The following is an 18,540-nucleotide window of genomic DNA, read 5'->3' on the forward strand; positions in this document are numbered from 1 at the left end:
GTGGTGGCCCAGCTCGGCACCAAGGGCTCGCTCGATCAAGGCCTTTTTGAACGCCATCGACGCATCCTGAATGGCTTCGGCACTCATCGGGCCGCTGACGAACTGGTCGATCAGCTCTTTTGGAATGGCTGGAAGGTCACGCTGGGCCCTGCGGGCCGGTTTCTTTGTGGTTGGCATACATGCACCTCTTCAACATGTTATGCCCGAACACAAAATTTATGACAGTCCCGCGATGAGCGATCCTGCTAACGCAACAGAATTAAATCAGCTCAACGATCTGTTTTTTGACGCGCCGCAGCAAGGCGCGAGTCATCTGCAGCAAACCATGTCCGGGGTTAACTATTTCCATGGCAATTTCCACAGGATAAGTGTCATGGAGGACTATCAGGGCAGAAGGGGCGTACAGGCTATTTCCGCCATGGACACATTGGCTTCCGGCAGGCTGATAACGAGAGGCTTAAAACGCCTGATGTATTTTCAGCGGGATTTTCTTGAGCGCTCTTCTGTGGAAGAAATTGCCCATACCTTCATTCATGAAGTGACACACAGTGCGCTGGGTACACACGATGAGGGCGGCAGTGAGGCGACCGAGATAACGCTGTCGTACTTTTTGAATACACTGGGCCGCAAGGGCATTTCAATTGACCAAAGTGCCGAGGCCAATGCTCATTATTTTTCTTTGTTGGGCGCATTGCACCTCAATAGGGCCGACTACCAGCGCAGAAAAACACTATTGCTGAGCGGTTTATCCCCTCACCGTGGGAGGCTACCGGCATCAAGGGCTCCAACGCGCAGACAAACGCCTTGAAAACAGCGGCTGATGGCCTGTCAACGGTGGCCCATAAACGCCTGGTGCAGCTCGGCCAGCGTCTCGAAATGCCAGGTCGGCGCTTCGGCATTCAGCTCCTCGAAACTGCCAAAGCCATAGCCCACTGCCGCCGAATCCAGCCCGTTGCTACGCGCCCCGATCAGGTCATGCTTGCGATCACCGATCATCAAGGTGGTGGCCGGGTCCAGCCCTTGCTCACGCATCAGGTGGGCGATCAACTCGACCTTGTTGGTACGCGTGCCATCCAACTCGCTGCCGTAGATCACTTTGAAGTGCTTGGCAAAATCAAAATGCCGCGCAATCTCGCGGGCAAACACCCACGGCTTGGACGTGGCCACATACAGCTGGCGACCCTGGCCATTCAGCGCTTCGAGCAGCGGCATGACACCCTCGAATACGCGGTTTTCATACAGCCCGGTGACCTTGAAGCGCTCGCGGTAGAAATTCACCGCTTCCCACGCTTTAGCCTCGTCGAAGCCGTAGAACTGCATGAAAGCTTGCAATAGAGGCGGGCCGATGAAGTGTTCCAGCTTGGTCAGGTCCGGTTCATCAATGCCGAGTTTGGCGAGGGCGTACTGGATCGAGCGGGTGATGCCCTCACGTGGGTCGGTCAGGGTGCCGTCCAGGTCGAACAGGACGGTTTGGTAACGCTGGATCATTGGTCGAATCCTTCAGCCAGGTGCAGGTCTTTAAGCTTCACGTAGTTCGCTGCACTGTAGGTGAAAAAGGCACGTTCTTTGTCGGTCAATGGGCGGACCTGTTTAACCGGGCTGCCCACGTACAAAAAACCACTGTCGAGTTTCTTGCCTGGCGGCACCAGGCTGCCAGCGCCGATGATTACGTCATCGTCCACCACTGCACCGTCCATCACGATGCTGCCCATGCCGATCAGGATACGGTTGCCGACGCTGCAGCCGTGCAGCATGACTTTGTGGGCGATGGTTACGTCGTCGCCGATCAGCAGCGGGAAACCGTCAGGATTGAATGGCCCGGCGTGAGTAATGTGCAGTACGCAGCCGTCCTGCACGCTGGTGCGCGCCCCGATGCGGATGCGGTGCATGTCGCCGCGAATCACCGTCAGCGGCCAAACCGAGCTGTCGGCGCCGATTTCGACATCGCCGATCACCACCGCCGAAATGTCGACAAAAGCCCCGGCGCCCAGGGTTGGCGTGTGGTTCTGATAGGTGCGAAGGGTCACGATAGCCTCTCTCTTATGTGCTGATAGCTGCGGTGGGCGTTGATTGTAATTAAGATGGCCCCATCTTTGTTCTTACATGTTTCTTCAGCCAAGGTGCCAACCGTGAGCGCGAACAACCCTCTTCTGCAGTCCTACGACCTGCCGCCGTTCTCGGCGATCCGTGCCGAGCACGTGCAGCCGGCCATCGAACAGATCCTCGCCGACAACCGTGTTGCCATCGAAGGCATCCTGCAAAGCCAGGGCAAAAATCCGACATGGGCCGGCTTGGTGCTGGCCATGGACGAACTGAATGACCGCCTGGGCGCCGCCTGGAGCCCGGTCAGCCACTTGAATGCCGTGTGCAACAGCGCCGAACTGCGTGAAGCCTATGAGGCCTGCCTGCCGGCATTGAGCGCTTACTCCACTGAGATGGGCCAGAACCGCGCGCTGTTCCAGGCCTTTGAAGCCTTGGCCAACAGCCCGGAGGCTGGCGGTTTCGACGTGGCGCAAAAAACCATCCTTGAGCACGCCTTGCGTGATTTCCGCCTGTCGGGTATCGATTTGCCGCCTGAGCAGCAAAAGCGCTACGCCGAAGTGCAGAGCAAGCTGTCCGAGCTGGGCAGCAAATTCTCCAACCAACTGCTGGATGCCACTCAAGCCTGGACCAAACACGTCACCGATGAGGCCATCCTCGCCGGCCTGACCGACTCGGCCAAGGCACAAATGGCCGCCGCCGCCCAGGCCAAAGGCCTCGACGGCTGGTTGATCACCCTGGAATTCCCCAGCTACTACGCGGTGATGACCTACGCCCACAACCGTGCCCTGCGTGAAGAAGTCTACGCGGCCTACTGCACCCGTGCGTCAGACCAAGGCCCTAATGCCGGTAAGAATGATAACGGCCCAGTGATGGAACAGATCCTCGACCTGCGTCAGGAGCTGGCCAAACTGCTGGGCTACGCCTCGTTCTCCGAATTGAGCCTGGCCACCAAAATGGCCGAGTCCAGCGACCAGGTGCTGAGTTTCCTGCGCGACCTGGCCAAGCGCAGCAAGCCATTTGCCGCCCAGGACCTGCAACAGCTCAAGGCTTACGCTGGCGAACAAGGCTGCGCCGACCTGCAAAGCTGGGACAGTGGTTTCTACGGCGAAAAACTCCGTGAGCAACGTTACAGCGTGTCTCAGGAAGCCCTGCGCGCCTACTTCCCAATCGACAAAGTGCTGGGCGGCCTGTTTGCCATCGTGCAACGCCTGTACGGCATCGAGATCGCCGAGCAAAAAGGCTTCGACACCTGGCACCCGGATGTTCGTCTGTTTGAAATCAAGGAAAACGGCCAGCACGTCGGCCGCTTCTTCTTCGACTTGTACGCCCGCGCCAACAAGCGTGGCGGTGCCTGGATGGACGGCGCTCGCGACCGTCGCCGCACCATTGATGGCGTGCTGCAAAGCCCAGTGGCGAACTTGGTGTGCAACTTCACCCCGGCCGACAGCGGCAAGCCTGCCCTGCTGACTCATGATGAAGTCACCACCCTGTTCCACGAATTCGGCCACGGCCTGCATCACCTGCTGACCCGCGTCGAGCATGCTGGCGTTTCCGGGATCAACGGCGTGGCCTGGGATGCGGTGGAGTTGCCGAGCCAGTTCATGGAGAACTGGTGCTGGGAGCCGGAAGGCCTGGCGCTGATCTCTGGCCACTATGAAACCGGCGAGCCGCTGCCGCAGGACCTGCTGGAAAAAATGCTTGCGGCGAAGAACTTCCAATCCGGCCTGATGATGGTGCGCCAGCTGGAGTTCTCGCTGTTCGACTTCGAACTGCACGCCACCCACGGCGATGGCCGCAGCGCGGCGCAGGTGCTTGAAGGCGTGCGTGATGAAGTCTCGGTGATGCGCCCACCGGCGTACAACCGCTTCCCTAACAGCTTTGCGCACATCTTCGCCGGTGGTTACGCGGCGGGCTACTACAGCTACAAGTGGGCTGAAGTGCTGTCGGCGGATGCCTTTTCCAAGTTTGAAGAAGACGGCGTTCTCAACGCTGAAACCGGCCGTGCATTCCGCGAGGCGATCCTGGCTCGCGGCGGTTCCCAGGCGCCGATGGTGCTGTTCGTCGACTTCCGCGGACGTGCGCCGTCGATTGACGCACTCTTGCGCCACAGTGGCCTGAGTGAGGACGCGGCAGCATGAGCGAAGGGCCTGTGATCACCAAAAAGCAATTTATCGCCGGGGCGGTTTGCCCGGCGTGCAGCGAGCCGGACAAGTTAAAGATGTGGACCGAAGACAGCGTGCCACACCGTGAGTGTGTGGCCTGCGGTTATACCGACACGTTGAATGACCAAGGTCTGTCGGTGCCCAAGGAATTGGGCACGCGGGTTAATACATCGGCGTTGAAAGCGCCGGACCCGAAGGTGCAGGCGGTGCAGTTCTTCCCCAATCCCAAGCTGAAGAAGGACTGATGCCCACTTAGGGTGTGAGCACTAACTCAGGGTCTTTCTTTGGCTCGACACGGCTATTGCCGGCCGTGTTGAGCCAGCTTTTCATTGAGCACAACGCAAACTCACTGGTGCTGCAGTCGCCATTGGCCAAGGCGGTGCGCAACTTGTCGATATCGGCCTTCATCATGTAGCGCACACCGTCCTTGAAGCCATTACTGGTGCCGAAACCGCCCAAGGTCATCTCGTTCAGCGCGTCCTCCTTGCTCCAGCCTTGGATCACCACACGGTACATCGCCGCTATCAGGCCGGTGCGGTCGGAGCCGTGTTTGCAGTGCATCAACACCGGACCGTTCGCTTGCGCTTCCTGAATAGCTCTTAGTGCTGCCAGCACGTCGGAATCGTCGACATGGTTGGTGCGATAAGTCAGCTGTACCTGTTTGATATCAGAAGTCTTAAGCCACGCCGCATCAGATTCAGGCAAAAAGTTGATCACCGTTCCGATCTTCAGATTTTCCAGTACAGGTAACGCGCTGCTGCTCGGCAGTGCGCTGCGATACAGCGTGGGCGTCATCTGGTGCAGGTTGAATTGGTCGCCCACCGGCTGGGCCCATTCCGGCGAGCGCAGCGAAGAGGCGCCGTCGGCTTGGGCGTGAGCGGTGGCGAAAAAGGCCAGGAACGCCATGCCGAGGGCAGGCAGCAATCGAATCTCGAACATGCGTTGGGTGACCGAATAGGGAGTTGGCTGATGGGCCACAGATTCGCCTACCGGGAGTCAACGCCGCGTGAGGTACTCGTCAAAGGATCGTGAATACCCAGCCTGATCCGGTGTTTTTATCGGCGAATCGGTTCTTCTGAATGCTTAGCCTGCTATCATTTGTAACTATTGTTTGCCAGTGTGCTCTATCACATTGGATCCAATTTCGTCGGCAAGCCTTCACGCTGCTCCCAGAAGCGGCTGATAAACCCGTGACCACATGATGAGGTGCACCTATGTCTGATCAAGATCAAGACAACCCCCGGCGTGACTTTTTGCGCAAATCCTTGACCTTGATCCCGGTGGTCACGGTTGCCAGCACCGGCTTTGGTGGCTCGATGCTGATGGCCACGCCGGAACCGGCCCACGCCGCAGAGGCTAAACTGCCGGTCAGCGACAAAGCTTATGAGCCGAGCTACTTCACTGCCGAAGAGTGGGCGTTCATCAATGCGGCCGTTGCCCGTTTGATTCCCGCCGACGCCCAAGGCCCTGGCGCCCTGGAAGCCGGCGCGCCGCAATACATCGACCGCCAGATGAACACGCCGTATGCCGCCGGCGCGCTGTGGTTCATGCAAGGCCCGTTCAACGCCGATGCACCGTCGGAGATGGGCTGGCAGAGCAAATTGGTGCCCAAGGACATCTATCGCTTGGGCATTGCTGCGACGGATGCTTGGTCGAAGGCGTTCAACGGTAAGCCTTTTGCTGCGCAAGACAGCGCTACCCAGGACGACATGTTGCGGCGCATGGAGGCGGGCGGCAGCGAAATGACTGCCCATTTCGAGGCGGTGCCGGCGAAGATGTTTTTCAACTTGCTGCTGCAAAACACCAAGGAAGGGTTCTTCTGTGACCCGATCCACGGCGGCAACCAAGGCATGGTTGGCTGGACCATGATCGGCTTCCCCGGCGCCCGCGCCGACTTTATGGATTGGGTGGAACGCAACGAGCAATACCCCTTCCCGGCTGTTTCCATTCGCGGCGAGAGGGCATAAACGTGGCGACCATCATGAAGAAAGTCGACGCAGTGATCGTGGGTTTCGGCTGGACCGGCGCGATCATGGCCAAGGAGCTGACGGAAGCTGGCCTCAACGTGGTAGCGCTGGAGCGCGGCCCGATGCAGGACACTTACCCGGACGGCAACTATCCGCAGGTCATCGACGAACTGACCTACAGCGTGCGTAAAAAACTCTTCCAGGACATTTCCAAAGAGACTGTGACTATTCGCCATAGCGTGAATGACGTCGCCCTGCCCAACCGTCAGCTGGGTGCGTTTTTACCGGGCAATGGCGTGGGCGGTGCGGGGCTGCACTGGTCGGGCGTGCATTTTCGTGTCGACCCTATCGAGCTGCGCATGCGCAGCCATTACGAAGAGCGCTACGGCAAGAACTTCATTCCCAAAGACATGACCATCCAGGACTTCGGCGTGAGTTACGAAGAACTGGAGCCGTTTTTCGACTACGCGGAAAAAGTCTTCGGCACCTCCGGCCAGGCCTGGACGGTTAAAGGTCAGTTGGTGGGCGAAGGCCGCGGCGGCAACCCGTATGCGCCGGATCGCTCTAACCCGTTTCCGTTGGAGTCGCAGAAAAACACGGTCTCCGCACAGCTGTTTCAGAAAGCGGCTGCCGAGGTCGGTTACAAGCCCTACAACCTGCCGTCGGCCAATACCTCGGGGCCGTACACCAACCCCTATGGCGCGCAGATGGGGCCGTGCAACTTCTGCGGTTTCTGCAGCGGTTACGTGTGCTACATGTACTCCAAGGCCTCGCCGAACGTAAACATCCTGCCGGCGTTGCGCCAAGTGCCGAATTTTGAGCTGCGGGCCAATTCCCACGTGCTCAAGGTCAACCTCGACAGCACCAAGAGCAAAGCGACCGGCGTGACCTATATCGACGGCCAGGGTCGCGAATGCGAGCAGCCGGCGGATCTGGTGATCATCGGTTCCTTCCAGTTCAACAATGTGCGCCTCATGTTGCTCTCGGGTATCGGCAAGCCCTACGACCCGATCACCAATGAGGGCGTGGTGGGCAGGAACTTCGCCTACCAGAACATGGGCACTATCAAAGCCTTCTTCGACAAGGACACCCACACCAACAACTTCATCGGTGCGGGCGGCAATGGCGTGGCCATCGACGACTTCAACGCGGACAACTTCGACCACGGGCCGCACGGCTTTGTTGGCGGTTCGCCGATGTGGGTCAACCAGGCCGGCAGCCGGCCGATTGCCGGTACGTCCAACCCGCCGGGCACTCCGGCGTGGGGCAGTGCGTGGAAGCGCGCCACCGCCGATTACTACACCCACCAGGTGTCGATGGACTCCCACGGGGCGCATCAATCCTACCGGGCCAACTACCTGGATCTGGACCCGGTGTATCGCGATTCCTACGGCCTACCTTTGCTGCGGATGACGTTCGACTGGCAGGAAAACGACATCAAGATGAACCGCTTCATGATGGAGAAGATGGGCAAGGTCGCCGAAGCGATGAACCCCAAGGCCATTGCGGTATTGGGCAAAAAGGTCGGTGAGCACTTCAACACCGCGGCTTACCAGACCACCCACCTCAACGGTGGCGCGATCATGGGCACCGACCCGAAAACCAGTGCCTTGAACCGTTACCTGCAGAGCTGGGATGTACACAACGTGTTTGTCCCAGGCGCATCGGCTTTCCCACAAGGCTTGGGCTACAACCCTACCGGCCTGGTAGCGGCGTTGACCTACTGGTCGGCGCGAGCGATCCGCGAGCAGTACCTCAAAAACCCCGGCCCACTGGTTCAGGCATAAGGAGCGATGACCATGAAAGCACTCGTTATCGCCTCCCTGGCGCTCTTGAGCAGTTGCTCGGTGAGTGCCGCTGAAACCGACCTGATCAAGCAGGGCGAATACCTGGCCCGCGCCGGTGACTGCGTGGCCTGCCACACCGCCAAGGGGGGCAAGCCCTTCGCTGGCGGCCTGCCGATGGAAACCCCGATCGGCGTGATCTACTCCACCAACATCACCCCGGACACGACCGGCCTGGGCGACTACAGCTTCGAAGACTTCGACAAAGCCGTGCGCCATGGCGTCGCCAAGAACGGTAGTACGCTTTACCCGGCGATGCCCTACCCGTCTTACGCACGTGTCAGCGACAGCGACATGCAGGCGTTGTATGCGTACTTCATGAAGGGTGTTGAGCCGGTCGCCCAAGCGAACAAGGACAGCGATATTCCTTGGCCCCTGAGCATGCGCTGGCCGTTGGCGGCCTGGCGGTGGATGTTTGCGCCGACAGTGCAAGAGCATCCGGCACAAGCGGCTGTCGATCCGGTGGTCAGCCGTGGTGCGTATTTGGTTGAAGGCCTCGGCCACTGTGGCGCCTGCCACACGCCGCGCGCGCTGACCATGCAGGAAAAAGCCCTGAGTGCCACTGACGGCAACGCCTTCCTGTCCGGCAGCGCGCCGTTGGAAGGCTGGATCGCGAAAAGCCTGCGTGGCGACCACAAGGACGGCCTCGGCAGCTGGAGCGAGGAGCAGTTGGTGCAATTCCTCAAGACTGGCCGCAGTGACCGCAGCGCGGTGTTTGGCGGCATGAGCGATGTGGTGGTGCACAGCATGCAGTACATGTCCCAGGAGGACCTGACCGCTATCGCCCGTTACCTCAAAAGCCTGCCGGCGGTGGACCCTAAAGATCAGCCGCACCAGTACGACAAACAGGTGGCCGAGGCGCTGTGGAAAGGTGACGACAGCAAGCCGGGCGCGTCGGTGTACATCGACAACTGCGCGGCCTGCCACCGTACCGACGGCCATGGCTATACGCGGGTGTTCCCGGCACTGGCGGGTAACCCGGTGTTGCAGACGGCAGATGCTACGTCGCTGATCAACATTGTGTTGAACGGCGGCACCTTGCCGGCCACCCACACGGCACCCTCGACGTTCACCATGCCGGCATTCGCGTGGCGGTTGTCGGACCAGGAAGTGGCGGATGTGGTCAGTTTCGTCCGTGGCAGCTGGGGCAATAAGGGCGCGCCGGTAAAAGCCAGCGACGTGGCGGACCTGCGCAAGAGTGATAGGCGCCCCCCTTCGGGCGACGACCTGGGCCAAGTGACGCAAAAGCACTAATCCTATGCCCGCCGCCAAACGGCACTGGTCATAACGATGACGCCTCTATACTGTACATAAAAACAGTATCGAGGCGTTTTCATGTCTACACCTCTGCCGCCCCGTGGCCGGGGCACGGCTACCAACCTGCATAACCGCTTTGCGCCTACCGTCAGCGTGGCCGAGGACGACGGTTGGTTCCAGGAAGTGCCGCCGACCCAGGGCACTGAAGTGCGTATCGAAACGGCCAAGAGCATCATCACCCGCAATAACTCGCCGGACTTGCCGTTTGATCGCTCGATCAACCCCTATCGCGGCTGCGAGCACGGGTGCATCTACTGCTACGCGCGGCCCAGCCATGCCTATTGGGATATGTCGCCGGGGCTGGATTTCGAAACCAAACTGATCGCCAAGACCAATGCCGCCGATGTGCTGGAACAACAGCTGTCGAAGCCGGGCTATGTGTGTGCGCCGATCAACCTGGGCTCCAATACCGACCCGTACCAGCCCATCGAGCGCGAATACAAGATCACCCGGCAAACCCTCGAAGTGCTGCTGCGCTACCGCCATCCGGTGACCATCATCACCAAGGGCTCGCTGATTTTGCGCGATCTCGACCTGCTGACCGAGCTGGCCCGGCAACGGCTGGTGGCGGTGATGATCAGCCTTACCAGCCTGGACGACGAGCTCAAGCGCATCCTGGAACCGCGCACGGCGGCGCCCAAGGCGCGGTTGCGGGCGATTCGGGTGATGCGTGAGGCCGGCATCCCGGTGGGCGTGCTGTGCTCGCCGATGATTCCCATGATCAACGACAGTGAGCTGGAAAGTCTGCTGACTGAGGCCCACGCTGCCGGTGCACAAAGTGCGGCCTACATGATGCTGCGCCTGCCGCTGGAGGTGGCGCCGTTGTTCGAGGCGTGGCTGGCGGCGCATTACCCGCAGCGTGCGGCCCATGTGATGAGCCTGGTGCGCCAGGTGCGCGGTGGTGAGGTGTACGACAGCCGCTTCGGTGTGCGGATGCGGGGTGAGGGGCCGTTCGCCGATCTGTTGGCGCAACGCTTCAGCAAGGCGATCAAGCGCTTGGGGCTTAATCGTCGGGAAGGGTTTAATCTGGATTGCACGGCGTTTTGCCCACCGGGCAGGCAGATGGCATTGTTGTAGACTAATGAGGAAATGCGCGGAATTTCTGTAGGAATAGTCGCGTTTTGATATCACTGAAACCCGCGATCTAGAGCGGTTCATTCAGTTTCAGTTAAGTTTCGGCGGTTACCTTGTTCAACGAGTGACTGGCGGGTCGAAGACTCGGTCTTTGGCGTTTTACAACTATTCCACTGACCAAGCGTCGAATTGACCTGAACGCTCTCCCTGCCTTAATCAAGAGGATGAATCATGAGTGACAAGGATAAACAGCCGTTGGCTGCGTCGGCTTCAGCCTCTCACGAGGCGGAGTCCGCCGATGCAGCGCTAAAGCACATCGTTGACGGCTTTTTGCATTTCCATCACGACGTCTTCCCCGAGCAGGAAGCACTCTTCAAGAAACTCGCCACGGCCCAGAGCCCACGGGCGATGTTCATCACCTGCGCCGATTCGCGCATCGTGCCGGAGCTGATCACCCAAAGCTCCCCCGGCGACCTGTTCGTGACCCGTAACGTCGGCAACGTGGTGCCGCCCTACGGCCAGATGAACGGTGGTGTTTCCACGGCCATCGAGTACGCGGTACTCGCGTTGGGTGTGCAGCACATCATCGTGTGCGGGCATTCCGATTGCGGTGCCATGCGCGCGGTACTCAACCCCCAGAGCCTGGAAAAGATGCCGACGGTGCGGGCGTGGCTGCGCCACGCCGAGGTCGCCAAGTCCATGGTCGAGGACAACTGCGACTGCGCCAATGAAGGCGAGAGCATGAAGGTGTTGACCGAAGAAAACGTCATCGCCCAGTTGCAGCATTTGCGCACCCACCCTTCCGTGGCTTCGCGCATGGCCAATGGTCAGTTGTTTATCCATGGTTGGATCTACAACATCGAGACCAGTGAAATCCGCGCTTACGATGCGGATCAAGCGGCGTTCCGACCGCTGAGCGGCGACGGGCCAATCCCTTGCGCGACGCCTAAAGCGCGCTTCTAAAACACTTCCCTGCCGGGTAATGCGGTGGCTGCCATGGATGCAGCCAGGCTTTGCCGCGCCCGGCGAATGCCTCGGGAGAGTCATCATGCGTGCTGCTCAATTGAAAGCTGTATTGCCGCGGGAGCTGCTCGCCTCCGTGGTTGTGTTTCTGGTTGCCTTGCCCTTGTGCATGGGCATCGCGATTGCTTCCGGTATGCCGCCGGCCAAAGGGCTGCTCACCGGGATTATCGGTGGTTTGGTGGTGGGCTGGCTGGCAGGCTCGCCGCTTCAGGTCAGCGGCCCTGCGGCGGGCTTGGCGGTGTTGGTGTTCGAGCTGGTGCGCCAGCACGGGATGATGATGCTCGGGCCGATCCTGCTGTTGGCGGGGTTCCTGCAACTGGTGGCTGGGCGTTTACGCCTGGGCTGCTGGTTCCGTGTCACAGCGCCGGCGGTGGTGTACGGCATGCTGGCCGGGATCGGCGTGTTGATTGTGCTGTCCCAGGTGCATGTGATGCTCGACGGCGCGCCCAAGCCTTCGGGGCTGGATAACCTGGCGGGCTTTCCGGCGGCACTGATCGAGGCGATTCCAACCCTCGGCGGTGGCCTTGGCTGGCAAGCCGGGTTGCTCGGCTTATCGACGATGCTGGTGATGTACCTGTGGGATAAATTCCGCCCGCAAAAGCTGCGCTTCGTGCCCGGTGCCTTGTTGGGCGTGGGGTTGGCGACGGTCACCAGTCTGATGCTGGCGTTGCAGGTCAAACGCGTGGAAGTTCCGGAAAACCTCGCGGACGCCATCGACTGGCTGCGCCCCGGCGACCTGCTGAACCTGGCCGATCCGCAGCTGTTGATCGCCGCGTTCGCCGTGGCGTTTATCGCCAGCGCTGAAACCCTGCTATCTGCCGCAGCGGTTGACCGCATGCACAGCGGCCAGCGCTCTGACTTCGACAAGGAATTGTCAGCTCAAGGTGTGGGCAACATGCTCTGCGGTTTGGTGGGCGCCCTGCCGATGACCGGCGTGATCGTACGCAGCTCGGCTAACGTGCAGGCCGGTGCGACCACGCGCTTGTCGGCGATGTTCCACGGTGTGTGGCTGCTCGGGTTCGTGCTGCTGCTGTCGAGTGTGCTGCAAAGCATTCCGGTGGCGAGCCTGGCGGGTGTGCTGGTGTACACCGGGATCAAGCTGGTGGACGTGAAAGCATTCCGAGCGCTGGGCCGCTATGGGCGGATGCCGATGTTCACCTACGCCGCAACGGCGTTGGCGATTATCTTTACCGACCTGCTGACCGGCGTGTTGGTGGGCTTCGGGCTGACGTTGGTCAAACTCGCCTTCAAGGCGTCGCGACTGAAAATCAGCCTGATCGACCTGCCCCAGGACGGTGAGATGGAGTTGCGTCTGACCGGTGCGGCGACCTTCCTGAAAGTGCCGGCGCTGACCCAAGTGCTGTCCTCGGTACCTGCGGGGACCACGTTGCATGTGCCGCTGAGCAACCTGAGTTACATCGACCATTCCTGCCTGGAGTTGCTGGAGGAATGGGGCCGGGCCAATGCGGCCAAGGGCTCGAAGCTGATGATTGAGGCGCGCGGGTTGAAGCGCCGGCTGGAAGGCCGGGTGCGCACGACGGTGGGGATTGGTTCGGCCCCTGTCTGAGCACCCCAAAACAATGTGGGAGCCGGGCTTGCCCGCGATGAGGGAGTGTCAGTCAACACATTAGCTGATTGACCCACTGCCATCGCGGGCAAGCCCGGCTCCCACATTTGGCTCTGCGTCCGGTCGGAAGTTTAAGCGGGCTGATCCAGCGCCAACTCAACCCCCAGCTGCCGCGACAGGCACGGCCAGCGCTTCCACGCGGCTTCCGTTTCCGGGCTTTTCAGCTGTTCGCGATACGCCTCGACCGACTCCAGCGCAAAGCTGTCTTCGTTGAGCATCTCATCTACCGCCAAGTGCACGGCTTCATCCAACTGGTTGGCGAATGCTTCGCCGATCAGTTGATGAGCAATCAAGTTGGCCACGGTGGTGTCCGCCGGAATCAACGGCTGGCCGAAATGCTTGATATACAGATCGTTGACCTCCTCCACTAAACGGTGAGCCAGGTAAGCCTCATCCAGCAGTCCATCGAGGCCTTCGTGGCCGGCGAGGATCGCGGGCGGTTGCAGGAAGAAATGCTCTGCGATTTTCAGCACCGGCTTGATCTGGCTCTCGATGCCGGCTTCGCGGGCCACGTCATTGGCGGCTTCGAGCAAGTCCGGGACAAGTTCGATGTAGGCGGTAACAAAGCGGGTCATGACAATGTTGCGATCACCGTCAGCCAGGGAAATGGCTGAATGCAGGTGCGGCAATTGTTTTTCCAGTTGCTGGGCAAGCTGGCCGGTGCTGGCTTCGTGTTGATGGGCACGGGAAATCTGCTCGCGCAATGCGGCGGTGTTCATGAAGGCTCCAGTGAAACAGGCGTAAGAAAAGGGAAAGGACAAGGTAGCTCGTTTATACGAGAGCCTAAGATGCGTTTGTCATAATTATTTCATGGTTATGTGTTTGCGTTATATCGAATTGCCATCGTTCGTCGGATAAACGTTTGCGGCCCCGTATTTATTAGGCCCGCCTGTCTGTTTTTGCTCATTTGCCCCTACACGTTGCGGGGTTGGTACGGCTGTCTATACTCGGTTTTGTACGCAATTAGCTGATGACGCCCAACTGCATGAAGCAGGCAAGGCTTGGCGGTTGTAAGCAGTATGGAAGCCGCTCCCTTCGCCGCAGGTGCAAACCGGCGGGATAACAAGAAACATAAAGGGGAACCCGCAATGACGCGACATCCACACGTTTGGATGGGCCTACTGTTGTGGTCAGTATTCGGCCAGGCGCACGCCGCCTGGACAACGAATATGACGCCAGGGGCTACTGAAGTCAGTCACGCCGTATTTGACCTGCACATGACCATTTTCTGGATCTGTGTGGTGATCGGCATTGTCGTGTTTGGCGCGATGTTCTGGTCAATGATCCTGCACCGTCGGTCCACGGGCCAGGTGGCGGCCAAGTTTCACGAGAGCACCACCGTGGAAATCCTCTGGACCGTGGTGCCGTTGCTGATCCTCGTGGCCATGGCCATTCCGGCGACCAAGACCCTGATCAACATCTACGACAGCACCGAGTCGGATATCGACATTCAGGTCACAGGCTATCAGTGGAAGTGGCATTACAAATACCTGGGCCAGGACGTGGAGTTCTTCAGCAACCTGGCCACGCCCGCCGAGCAGATCCATAACCAGGCCGTCAAAGGCGAGCATTACCTGTTGGAGGTCGATCAGCCGCTGGTGCTGCCGGTAGGGGCCAAAGTGCGCTTCCTGGTGACGGCTGCCGACGTTATCCACTCGTGGTGGGTGCCGGCCTTTGCGGTCAAGCGCGACGCCATACCCGGCTTCGTCAACGAGGCCTGGACTCGGGTCGAGAAACCCGGCATCTACCGTGGCCAGTGCGCCGAATTGTGCGGCAAGGACCACGGCTTCATGCCGATTGTGGTCGAGGTCAAATCCAAGGCCGACTACGACACCTGGCTCGGCGAGCGCAAGGCAGAAGCGGCCAAGCTCAAGGAGCTGACCTCCAAAGAGTGGACGCTCGAAGAGCTGGTGGCGCGTGGCGACAAGGTCTACCACACCACCTGCGTGGCTTGTCACCAGGCAGAAGGCCAAGGCTTGCCGCCGATGTTCCCGGCGCTCAAAGGCTCGCCGATTGCCCTCGGGCCCAAGGAAGACCACCTGCACCGCGTGTACTTCGGCAAGCCCGGCACCGCGATGGCAGCCTTCGGCAAACAGCTATCGGAAGTGGATATCGCCGCCGTAGTGACTTACGAGCGCAACGCCTGGGGCAACAACAAAGGCGACATGGTCACGCCTAAAGACGTGCTGGCCATCAAGCAGGCGCAAAGCAAATGACAGCCTTTACTGCGTATGCCACGAACCGCCTCGCCCACTCGCCTGCAGGAGAACGGCCATGAGCACTGTGATCGATGACCATGGTCACACCGACCATGCCCACGGCCCCGCCAAAGGCCTGATGCGCTGGGTGCTGACCACCAACCACAAAGACATCGGCACGCTGTACCTGTGGTTCGCCTTCACCATGTTCCTGCTTGGCGGCTCGTTCGCCATGGTGATTCGCGCCGAACTGTTCCAGCCCGGCCTGCAAATCGTGCAGCCGGCCTTCTTCAACCAGATGACCACCATGCACGGGTTGATCATGGTGTTCGGCGCGGTGATGCCGGCCTTCGTCGGCCTGGCCAACTGGATGATCCCGCTGATGATCGGCGCGCCGGACATGGCCCTGCCGCGCATGAACAACTTTAGCTTCTGGCTGCTGCCGGCGGCGTTCCTGCTGCTGGTCTCCACCTTGTTCGCCCCGGGCGGCGGGCCGAATTTCGGCTGGACCTTCTACGCCCCGCTCTCCACCACCTACGCGCCGGAAAGCGTGACGTTCTTTATCTTCGCCATCCACCTGATGGGCATCAGTTCGATCATGGGCGCGATCAACGTGGTCGCGACCATTCTCAACCTGCGTGCACCGGGCATGACCCTGATGAAAATGCCGCTGTTCGTGTGGACCTGGCTGATCACGGCCTTCCTGCTGATCGCGGTAATGCCGGTGCTGGCCGGCTGCGTGACCATGATGCTGATGGACATCCACTTCGGCACCAGCTTCTTCAGTGCAGCCGGCGGCGGTGACCCCGTGCTGTTCCAGCACGTGTTCTGGTTCTTCGGCCACCCCGAGGTGTACATCATGATCCTGCCGGCCTTCGGCGCCGTCAGCTCGATCATCCCGACCTTTTCACGCAAGCCGCTGTTCGGCTACACCTCGATGGTTTACGCCACGGCGAGTATCGCGTTCCTGTCGTTCATCGTGTGGGCGCACCACATGTTCGTGGTCGGCATTCCCTTGGTGGGCGAGCTGTTCTTCATGTACGCCACGCTGCTGATCGCCGTGCCGACGGGCGTGAAGGTGTTCAACTGGGTGAGCACCATGTGGCAAGGCTCGCTGACCTTCGAGACGCCGATGCTGTTTGCCGTGGCCTTCGTGATCCTGTTCACCATCGGTGGCTTCTCCGGGCTGATGCTGGCGATTGCCCCAGCGGACTTCCAGTACCACGACACCTACTTTGTGGTGGCGCATTTCCATTACGTACTGGTGCCCGGGGCGATCTTTGGCATCTTCGCCTCGGCCTACTACTGGCTGCCGAAATGGACCGGCCACATGTACGACGAAACCCTGGGCAAGCTGCACTTCTGGCTGTCCTTCGTGGGCATGAACATGGCGTTCTTCCCGATGCACTTTGTGGGGTTGGCCGGCATGCCGCGCCGGGTGCCGGACTACAACCTGCAGTTCGCCGACTTCAATATGGTCTCCTCGATTGGCGCGTTCATGTTTGGCGCCACGCAGATCTTCTTCCTGTTCATCGTCATCAAATGCATCCGCGGCGGCCCGCCAGCCCCGGCTAAACCGTGGGATGGTGCCGAAGGTTTGGAATGGAGCATTCCCTCGCCTGCGCCATACCACACGTTCACCACGCCGCCGGAGGTCAAGTGAACACTCTGGCGCAGGCTGCCTGGTTCTCCTGTGGGAGCTGGCTTGCCTGCGATAGCGGTGTGTCAGTCGCCGAATCTATCAACTGCCAGACCCTCATCGCAGGCAAGCCAGCGCCCACAGAAAGTCAAAAGCGGGGTGGCTGCCATGCTTGAGTCCGTGCCCATCAAGCGCCTGGTCACCCGCCTGCTGATCCTGGTGGTGGCGATGTTCGCCTTCGGTTTCGCCCTGGTGCCGATCTACGACGTGATGTGCAAGGCGTTCGGCATCAACGGCAAGACCTCCGGGCAGTACGAGGGCGAGCAGGTGGTCGACCCTACGCGCCAGGTGCGTGTGCAGTTCCTGTCGACCAATGCCATCGATATGGTCTGGGAGTTTCATTCCAAGGCGGATGAGGTGGTGGTCAACCCCGGCGCGGTCACCGAGATGCTGTTCGTGGCCTATAACCCCACCGACAAAGCCATGACGGCCCAGGCGGTGCCGAGTATTTCCCCGGCCGAGGCGGCGATGTACTTCCACAAGACCGAGTGTTTTTGCTTCACCCAGCAAGTGCTACAGCCAGGGCAGCGCATCGAAATGCCGGTGCGTTTTATTGTCGACCGCGACATGCCCAAGGATGTGAAGCATTTGACCCTGGCGTACACGCTGTTTGACATCACTGCGCGCCAACCGCCGGTGGCCGTCCATACCGGCGGCTAGCTACTGTTTGCCCCCTCAATCAGGAGAGCGAATACATGTCGTCTCATGATACGTACTACGTACCAGCGCAAAGCAAATGGCCCATAATTGCGACGTTGGGCATGCTCACCACCGTTTACGGTTTGGCGGTGTGGTTCAACGATTTGAAGGCGGCACGCCCGGAATCCCACGGCCCGTGGATCTTTTTCGTCGGCGGCCTGCTGGTGGCGTACATGCTGTTCGGTTGGTTCGGCGCGGTGATCAAGGAAAGCCGTGCCGGTTTGTACAGCCCGCAGATGGACCGCTCGTTTCGCTGGGGCATGACCTGGTTCATCTTTTCCGAGGTGATGTTCTTTATCGCCTTCTTCGGCGCACTGTTTTATGTGCGGCACATGTCTGCGCCGTGGCTGGCGGGTGAAGGCTCCAAAGGCGTCGCGCATATGTTGTGGCCGAACTTCGAGTTCGCCTGGCCGCTGCTCAACAACCCCGACCCCAAACTGTACCCCGCGCCGGAGGGCACCATCAGCCCGTGGGGCCTGCCGCTGGTCAATACCATCCTGCTGGTGAGTTCCAGTGTGACCATCACCCTCGCCCACCATGCCTTGCGCAAAGGCCATCGCGGCGCGCTGAAAATCTGGTTGGCGATCACAGTGCTGCTGGGGCTGGCGTTTCTCGGGTTCCAGGCTGAGGAATATATCCACGCCTATAAAGAACTGGGCCTGACCCTAGGCTCGGGCGTGTACGGCGCGACCTTCTTCATGCTCACCGGCTTTCACGGTGCCCACGTGACCATCGGCACCATCATTCTGTTTGTGATGTTGATGCGCATCCTGAAGGGGCACTTTAATGCCGAGCACCAGTTCGGTTTCGAGGCGGCCAGTTGGTATTGGCACTTCGTGGATGTGGTGTGGATCGGCCTGTTTTTCTTCGTTTATGTGCTGTGAGCC

Annotated in this window: 17 protein-coding genes and 1 pseudogene; 13 read left to right on the forward strand and 5 right to left on the reverse strand. The window is 60.0% G+C overall.

Annotated elements, in window-relative coordinates:
- Positions 1–177: pseudogene (locus tag E0F99_RS12965) on the reverse strand (IS256 family transposase); the annotation flags it as partial.
- Positions 178–232: 55 nt separating this feature from the next.
- On the opposite strand from E0F99_RS12965, the gene E0F99_RS12970 reads away from it, so the two are divergent.
- Positions 233–808 (forward strand): hypothetical protein, encoded by a 576-nt coding sequence (locus E0F99_RS12970; RefSeq protein ID WP_083355951.1) that lies wholly within the window; start codon positions 233–235, stop codon positions 806–808.
- A gap of 20 nt (positions 809–828) precedes the next feature.
- Here the strand turns inward: E0F99_RS12970 and E0F99_RS12975 are convergent, their stop codons facing one another.
- Together E0F99_RS12975 and E0F99_RS12980 are read right to left on the reverse strand one after the other, a co-directional pair.
- Entirely contained in the window at positions 829–1,488 is a 660-nt protein-coding gene (locus E0F99_RS12975) for an HAD family hydrolase (RefSeq protein WP_083355950.1), read from the reverse strand.
- Positions 1,485–2,027 (reverse strand): gamma carbonic anhydrase family protein, encoded by a 543-nt coding sequence (locus E0F99_RS12980; RefSeq protein ID WP_083355949.1) that lies wholly within the window; start codon positions 2,025–2,027, stop codon positions 1,485–1,487. The genes E0F99_RS12975 and E0F99_RS12980 overlap by 4 nt, the downstream gene beginning before the upstream one ends.
- Positions 2,028–2,081: 54 nt before the next feature.
- Here E0F99_RS12980 and prlC point away from each other — a divergent pair, with 54 nt between their 5' ends.
- Positions 2,082–4,181: an oligopeptidase A gene (gene prlC, locus E0F99_RS12985; RefSeq protein WP_173667104.1), complete on the forward strand. Its 2,100-nt coding sequence runs from the start codon at positions 2,082–2,084 to the stop codon at positions 4,179–4,181.
- Positions 4,178–4,450 carry a YheV family putative zinc ribbon protein gene (locus tag E0F99_RS12990; protein WP_027608125.1) on the forward strand — a complete coding sequence of 91 codons (273 nt, stop codon included), beginning with the start codon at positions 4,178–4,180 and terminating at the stop codon, positions 4,448–4,450. Before prlC ends, E0F99_RS12990 begins: the two co-directional genes overlap by 4 nt.
- A 7-nt stretch (positions 4,451–4,457) precedes the next feature.
- Here E0F99_RS12990 and E0F99_RS12995 read toward each other — a convergent pair whose 3' ends face one another.
- Complete coding sequence (locus tag E0F99_RS12995) at positions 4,458–5,144, reverse strand: dual specificity protein phosphatase family protein (protein WP_083360335.1); 687 nt, start codon at positions 5,142–5,144, stop codon at positions 4,458–4,460.
- 275 nt (positions 5,145–5,419) lie between these two features.
- Here E0F99_RS12995 and E0F99_RS13000 point away from each other — a divergent pair, with 275 nt between their 5' ends.
- The 6 genes from E0F99_RS13000 (at position 5,420) to E0F99_RS13025 (ending at position 12,997) form a co-directional block, all read left to right on the forward strand.
- Entirely contained in the window at positions 5,420–6,172 is a 753-nt protein-coding gene (locus tag E0F99_RS13000) for a gluconate 2-dehydrogenase subunit 3 family protein (protein ID WP_083355947.1), read from the forward strand.
- Between the two features lie 2 nt (positions 6,173–6,174).
- Entirely contained in the window at positions 6,175–7,959 is a 1,785-nt protein-coding gene (locus E0F99_RS13005; protein WP_083355946.1) for a GMC family oxidoreductase, read from the forward strand.
- 12 nt (positions 7,960–7,971) lie between these two features.
- A complete protein-coding gene (locus E0F99_RS13010; RefSeq protein ID WP_083355945.1) occupies positions 7,972–9,270 on the forward strand; it encodes a cytochrome c in 1,299 nt (432 codons plus the stop codon).
- An 81-nt stretch (positions 9,271–9,351) separates the two neighbouring features.
- Positions 9,352–10,410 carry a PA0069 family radical SAM protein gene (locus E0F99_RS13015; RefSeq protein ID WP_083355944.1) on the forward strand — a complete coding sequence of 353 codons (1,059 nt, stop codon included), beginning with the start codon at positions 9,352–9,354 and terminating at the stop codon, positions 10,408–10,410.
- Positions 10,411–10,638: 228 nt separating this feature from the next.
- On the forward strand, positions 10,639–11,370 hold the full coding sequence (locus E0F99_RS13020) for a carbonic anhydrase (protein ID WP_083355943.1): 732 nt from the start codon (positions 10,639–10,641) through the stop codon (positions 11,368–11,370).
- An 85-nt stretch (positions 11,371–11,455) separates the two neighbouring features.
- Positions 11,456–12,997 (forward strand): SulP family inorganic anion transporter, encoded by a 1,542-nt coding sequence (locus E0F99_RS13025; RefSeq protein ID WP_083355942.1) that lies wholly within the window; start codon positions 11,456–11,458, stop codon positions 12,995–12,997.
- 131 nt (positions 12,998–13,128) lie between these two features.
- Here the strand turns inward: E0F99_RS13025 and E0F99_RS13030 are convergent, their stop codons facing one another.
- Entirely contained in the window at positions 13,129–13,776 is a 648-nt protein-coding gene (locus tag E0F99_RS13030; RefSeq protein ID WP_083355941.1) for a hypothetical protein, read from the reverse strand.
- 369 nt (positions 13,777–14,145) lie between these two features.
- Here E0F99_RS13030 and coxB point away from each other — a divergent pair, with 369 nt between their 5' ends.
- From coxB to E0F99_RS13050, 4 genes are all read left to right on the forward strand, one after another.
- On the forward strand, positions 14,146–15,273 hold the full coding sequence (gene coxB, locus E0F99_RS13035) for a cytochrome c oxidase subunit II (RefSeq protein WP_083355940.1): 1,128 nt from the start codon (positions 14,146–14,148) through the stop codon (positions 15,271–15,273).
- Positions 15,274–15,331: 58 nt separating this feature from the next.
- Positions 15,332–16,918 (forward strand): cytochrome c oxidase subunit I, encoded by a 1,587-nt coding sequence (gene ctaD, locus E0F99_RS13040; RefSeq protein ID WP_083355939.1) that lies wholly within the window; start codon positions 15,332–15,334, stop codon positions 16,916–16,918.
- Between the two features lie 144 nt (positions 16,919–17,062).
- Positions 17,063–17,614 carry a cytochrome c oxidase assembly protein gene (locus E0F99_RS13045; protein WP_083355938.1) on the forward strand — a complete coding sequence of 184 codons (552 nt, stop codon included), beginning with the start codon at positions 17,063–17,065 and terminating at the stop codon, positions 17,612–17,614.
- Positions 17,615–17,649: 35 nt separating this feature from the next.
- Positions 17,650–18,537 carry a cytochrome c oxidase subunit 3 gene (locus E0F99_RS13050; RefSeq protein WP_083355937.1) on the forward strand — a complete coding sequence of 296 codons (888 nt, stop codon included), beginning with the start codon at positions 17,650–17,652 and terminating at the stop codon, positions 18,535–18,537.
- Positions 18,538–18,540: the final 3 nt, after the last annotated feature.

The sequence above is a fragment of the Pseudomonas antarctica genome (assembly GCF_900624995.1).
In the GTDB taxonomy this organism is placed as follows: Bacteria; Pseudomonadota; Gammaproteobacteria; order Pseudomonadales; family Pseudomonadaceae; genus Aquipseudomonas; species Aquipseudomonas antarctica.

What these genes read in the sequence shown, in the direction of transcription:
- E0F99_RS12970 (WP_083355951.1), top strand. Translation starts at nt 233, where the DNA reads ATGAGCGATCCTGCTAACGCAACAGAATTAAATCAGCTCAACGATCTG.
- E0F99_RS12975 (WP_083355950.1), bottom strand. Translation starts at nt 1,488, where the DNA reads ATGATCCAGCGTTACCAAACCGTCCTGTTCGACCTGGACGGCACCCTG.
- prlC (WP_173667104.1), top strand. Translation starts at nt 2,082, where the DNA reads ATGGCCCCATCTTTGTTCTTACATGTTTCTTCAGCCAAGGTGCCAACC.
- E0F99_RS12990 (WP_027608125.1), top strand. Translation starts at nt 4,178, where the DNA reads ATGAGCGAAGGGCCTGTGATCACCAAAAAGCAATTTATCGCCGGGGCG.
- E0F99_RS12995 (WP_083360335.1), bottom strand. Translation starts at nt 5,144, where the DNA reads ATGTTCGAGATTCGATTGCTGCCTGCCCTCGGCATGGCGTTCCTGGCC.
- E0F99_RS13000 (WP_083355947.1), top strand. Translation starts at nt 5,420, where the DNA reads ATGTCTGATCAAGATCAAGACAACCCCCGGCGTGACTTTTTGCGCAAA.
- E0F99_RS13010 (WP_083355945.1), top strand. Translation starts at nt 7,972, where the DNA reads ATGAAAGCACTCGTTATCGCCTCCCTGGCGCTCTTGAGCAGTTGCTCG.
- E0F99_RS13015 (WP_083355944.1), top strand. Translation starts at nt 9,352, where the DNA reads ATGTCTACACCTCTGCCGCCCCGTGGCCGGGGCACGGCTACCAACCTG.
- E0F99_RS13020 (WP_083355943.1), top strand. Translation starts at nt 10,639, where the DNA reads ATGAGTGACAAGGATAAACAGCCGTTGGCTGCGTCGGCTTCAGCCTCT.
- E0F99_RS13025 (WP_083355942.1), top strand. Translation starts at nt 11,456, where the DNA reads ATGCGTGCTGCTCAATTGAAAGCTGTATTGCCGCGGGAGCTGCTCGCC.
- E0F99_RS13030 (WP_083355941.1), bottom strand. Translation starts at nt 13,776, where the DNA reads ATGAACACCGCCGCATTGCGCGAGCAGATTTCCCGTGCCCATCAACAC.
- coxB (WP_083355940.1), top strand. Translation starts at nt 14,146, where the DNA reads ATGACGCGACATCCACACGTTTGGATGGGCCTACTGTTGTGGTCAGTA.
- ctaD (WP_083355939.1), top strand. Translation starts at nt 15,332, where the DNA reads ATGAGCACTGTGATCGATGACCATGGTCACACCGACCATGCCCACGGC.
- E0F99_RS13045 (WP_083355938.1), top strand. Translation starts at nt 17,063, where the DNA reads ATGCTTGAGTCCGTGCCCATCAAGCGCCTGGTCACCCGCCTGCTGATC.
- E0F99_RS13050 (WP_083355937.1), top strand. Translation starts at nt 17,650, where the DNA reads ATGTCGTCTCATGATACGTACTACGTACCAGCGCAAAGCAAATGGCCC.